Origin of the sequence: Gordonia sp. (in: high G+C Gram-positive bacteria), assembly GCF_020438995.1 — a bacterium.
Classification (GTDB): domain Bacteria; phylum Actinomycetota; class Actinomycetes; order Mycobacteriales; family Mycobacteriaceae; genus Gordonia.
On record NZ_JAGQTN010000097.1, the window covers coordinates 1 to 4,189 of the forward strand.

The 4,189-nt window shown below is 66.3% G+C and carries 4 protein-coding genes; 1 reads left to right on the forward strand and 3 read right to left on the reverse strand.

Annotated features, from left to right (window positions below; genetic code table 11):
• Both KDB67_RS08010 and KDB67_RS08015 read right to left on the reverse strand, forming a co-directional pair.
• Positions 1–1,256, reverse strand: a 1,256-nt coding sequence (locus KDB67_RS08010) for an ammonium transporter (RefSeq protein ID WP_291014564.1), incomplete at its 3' end; no start/stop codon positions are given.
• Positions 1,257–1,384: 128 nt separating this feature from the next.
• The gene (locus KDB67_RS08015) at positions 1,385–2,662 is read right to left on the reverse strand and encodes a multidrug effflux MFS transporter (RefSeq protein WP_291014567.1); all 1,278 of its coding nucleotides are present in this window, start codon (positions 2,660–2,662) and stop codon (positions 1,385–1,387) included.
• Between the two features lie 80 nt (positions 2,663–2,742).
• Here KDB67_RS08015 and KDB67_RS08020 point away from each other — a divergent pair, with 80 nt between their 5' ends.
• Positions 2,743–3,189 carry a MarR family transcriptional regulator gene (locus KDB67_RS08020; RefSeq protein ID WP_291014570.1) on the forward strand — a complete coding sequence of 149 codons (447 nt, stop codon included), beginning with the start codon at positions 2,743–2,745 and terminating at the stop codon, positions 3,187–3,189.
• A 5-nt stretch (positions 3,190–3,194) separates the two neighbouring features.
• Here the strand turns inward: KDB67_RS08020 and KDB67_RS08025 are convergent.
• Positions 3,195–4,189: oligopeptide transporter, OPT family (locus tag KDB67_RS08025; protein WP_291014573.1), on the reverse strand; the 995-nt coding region annotated here is incomplete at its 5' end.

Below are 4,189 nucleotides of genomic sequence, written 5' to 3' on the forward strand. Positions count from 1 at the left end.
GCGTGCTGCCCGTCGTCGATGCCGTCGGCTTCATGTTGCCGGTCGGCACGAAGACCGATGGTGCGGTCGATGGCGAATGCCAGGATCGCGGTCACCGCCATCGCGTACGCCATGACCGCGACGACGGCCACGGCCTGCCGCCAGAGCTGGTCGAGGCCGCCGCCGTAGAACAGGCCGTCGACGCCGGCCGGCGCCGAACTGCTGGCCACCAGCCCGATCATCAGCGTTCCGACCACACCGCTGACGAAGTGGACACCGACGACGTCGAGGGAGTCGTCGTAGCGCCAGCGGAACTTCAGTTCGATGGCCAGGCAGCTGATCGCTCCCGCGGCGATGCCGACGGCGAGCGCACCCAGGGGCGTGACCGCCGAGCACGACGGCGTGATGGCGACGAGTCCGGCCACCACACCGGAAGCGGCGCCGAACGACGTCGGATGTCCGTGCCGGATCTGTTCGACGACCAGCCAGGCCACCATCGACGCCGCACCCGCACCGAGGGTGTTGACGGCGATCAGCGCTGCCGACCCGTCGGCCGCCAGCGCCGATCCGGCGTTGAATCCGAACCACCCGAACCACAGCAGCCCGGCGCCGAGCATCACGTAAGGCAGATTGTGCGGCCGCATCGGATCCTTCGGCCAGCCGCGGCGCCGTCCGATCAACAGCGCGAGAACCAAAGCCGAAGCACCTGAATTGATCTCGACGGCTGTACCGCCGGCGAAGTCGATCGCCTTGAGATGCGAGACGATCCAGCCACCGTGCTCGTCGGTGAGTCCGGGAGCGCTGAAGACCCAGTGCGCGACCGGTAGATACACGAAGATCGACCAGGCCGTGGCGAAGAGGATCCACGACGCGAAGCGCATCCGGTCGGCGACGGCGCCGGCGATCAGCGCGACCGTCACCATCGCGAAGCCGGACTGGAAGGCGACGAACAGGATCGCCGGGATCGTACCGACCAGCGGAGTCCCGGCCCCGCCGTCGTCGCCGTAGAGGTGTTCGAGACCCGCGAAGCTGGTGAAGTCCCCGATCAGGCCGCCGTGATCGTCACCGAACACCAGCGAGTATCCGAACGTCACCCACACGATCCACACGATCGGGATGGACGTAAGGCACATCATCATCATGTTGAGGACGCTCTTGGAGCGCACCATGCCGCCGTAGAAGAGGCCGAGCGCCGGTGTCATCAACAACACGAGCGCGAATGCCACCAGCATCCACGCGGTGTCGCCCCCGTCGGGCGTGCCGTGCGCAGGGAACATGAACTGTGTCCTTCCGTCGAACCAAGCGACGAAAGTTTAACCAGGACGTCTACGGCTTCTGCGATCAATCCCACAATGCCGCAAACGATTTCCGGCATTTCCGGCAAACCATACCCACTGCTGGTGACTCAACCGACGAGGGGGCGCACACCCTGGTGGTGGGGCGCCCTGGACGCGAGGAGTGCGACCACGGCGATCAGTGCCGACGCCGCCATAACGATCGCCATCGGGGCGGCGGTGTCCTCGCCGCCGAGACCGACGAGCGGGGAGACGACCGCGGCCAGGCCGAACTGCAGGGCTCCGAGCACCGCCGATGCGCTGCCGGCCGCCGCAGGAACGGCGCCGAGGGCCAGCGCGGTGGCGTTACCGAGGATCAAGCCTAGTGAGGCGACGGTGAAGAACAGCGGAACGCTGAGCCAGATCGGGTCGACGCCTGCGGCCACCAGCACGCCCACGACGATGACGCCGGTGGTCATCAGGCCGACGCCGGCGGCGAGCATGCCGCTCACCGAGCGGGTGGCGGCCAGCCGGGCGGCGATCCCGCTGACGATCATCAGGGCGAAAGCATTGCAGCCGAAGGCGATTCCGTACGCCATGCTGCTCAGACCCATCATGTCCTGATACACGAACGGCGAGGCCGAGATATAGGCCATCATCACGGCGAACGAGAATCCGAAAGTGAAGGTGTAGGCGAGGAATTCGCGTGAGCGCAGTGCCGCTGACGATGAAGCACTTTGCGCTCGCTGAGCTTTCAGCTCGGCGCGCCGTGGCGCGGGCAGTGTCTCGCGGATTCCGGCCACCACGCATGCAACCATGATCACCGCCAGCGCCAGGATCACGGTCAAGATGCCGCGCCACCCGATCGGATCGACCAGGAATCCGCCGATCATCGGCGCGATCACGGGGGCGATGCCACCGACGATCATCATGAGGCTGAACGCGCGCGCCGCGGCCTTGCCGTGTGCCACGTCGGAGATGATGGCTCGGCCGATCACCATGCCGGCCGCACCGCCGATGCCCTGCACCAGGCGTGCTCCCACGAGCACCGCGACGTTCGGCGCGATCACGGCGACGATACTGGCGACGACGCACAGCACCGCGCCGATCAGCAGGGGCCGCAGCCTGCCGAACCTGTCGGACAGGGGACCGAAGATCAACTGCCCGATAGTGATTCCGACGAGGAACGCGGTCAGGGTGAGCTGGACCGCCGACGTAGAGGTGGCCAGATCGTCGGCCATCGCCGGGAACGCCGGCAGGTAGAGGTCGATCGAGAGCGGGGCCACCGCGGAGAGCAGGGCGAGGATGACGAGCAACTTCGTGGTCAGCGGCGTGTTCGCGGCGACGGCGTTCGCTTCATCGGTGTTGTGTGCTGCGCCGGCTCCCGGCGCGGCGTGTGCCTGTGGCATGTCTGGCCATCCTTTGACTTTTCGGTAATATAATTATGAAAACATAACTAGTTGCTCGATGTAAAGTCCCGGAGATGGCGATGCCCGACACACCTACACCCGATCCCGTCCTGGTGGAGCTGGCCGATGCGATCCTGCGGGTGGCCAGGGAACTGGAACCGCATTCGCTGGCCGGTGCGGGACTGCCGGCGCTGACCGGCACCGAGGCGACGGTCATGCGGTGGGTTCATCGCAATCCCGGATGCACGCCGAGCGCGGTCGCGCAAGCGAATGGGTTGCAGCGCAGCAACATCAGCACCGCGCTACGTAGTCTGACCGCCAAGGGGCTGATCGAGCGCCGCCGTGACGGCACCGACTCCCGTCAGATCAGTCTCGACGTGACGGACACCGCCCGTGAAGGCATCGCCGGGCTGTATGCGACCTGGTCGCAGATCATGGGTGACGCGCTCGGGGACCGGACCCGGCAGGCGGATACGGCCGTGGAGGTTCTCGGGCTTATCGAGGAGTACCTGCGCCGAGCGCGGTGACGGGTCTACTTGGTGACCTCGGTGCATGAGACGCGTTGGGTGCGGTTGTACAGCCAGGCCACCGAGGCGGCGAAGACGATCACGCCGAGCGCCTGGGCCCACTTGTCGAAGCCGTCGCCCACCACCTGCAGCACGCTGTCGTCGCTGGTCGCGGCGACGATACCGGCGAACACCACCCCGAAGAGCGCCTCACCGACGATCAGGCCGGTCGCCAGCAGGGTACCCATCCGCTTCTTGTGTTCCACGTTGCCGCCGGAGCGTTCGGCCCACTTGTTGTAGTACGCGCCCAGGAACGCACCGACTGGGATGATCAGCGTCACCACCATAGGCAGGTACATGCCCATCCCGACGGCCAGCGGCGGCAGCCGGAATCGCGACGTACGGGTCAGCACCTCGTCGATCACGATGACGCCGGCGCCGATCAGAGCGCCGACACCGATGAGGCCCCAGTCGAGGTCACCGCCGAGAACACCCTGCGTGAGGTCCTTGAGCAGACCGGCCTGCGGGGCCGCGAGCGAATCCTCGGTTGCGCCGGGTGCGCCGACGAAGCCGAACGCGTCGTACATCAGGCCGAGGATCGGCGGAATCACCGCCGAGCCGAACAGCACACCGATCACCAGCGCCACCTGCTGTTTCCACGGGGTGGCGCCTACCAGTTGACCGGTCTTGAGGTCTTGCAGGTTGTCGTTGGAGATGGTGGCCACACCGAACACGATGGCCGCGGTGAACAAGGTGAACGCGACGAGCGCCTGGACATGGGAGTCGTCGGTGTCACCGAAGGTGGCCTTGATCAGGATGGCCGCGATCAGTACCACCAGGATGCCCACACCCGATATCGGGCTGTTGGACGAGCCGATGAGACCGGCCATGTAGCCGCAGACCGCCGCGACGGCCAGACCGATCACGAAGACGAAAACAACACTCACCGTGATGATTCCGGCCGAACTGCCGCTCAGCACCGTGTCGTGGGCGAAGTCCCACAGCATGAACGCGATGGGAA

Excerpts from the sequence above, each read along its gene's own strand:
- KDB67_RS08020 (WP_291014570.1), top strand. The coding sequence starts at position 2,743 with ATGCCCGACACACCTACACCCGATCCCGTCCTGGTGGAGCTGGCCGAT.
- KDB67_RS08015 (WP_291014567.1), bottom strand. The coding sequence starts at position 2,662 with ATGCCACAGGCACACGCCGCGCCGGGAGCCGGCGCAGCACACAACACC.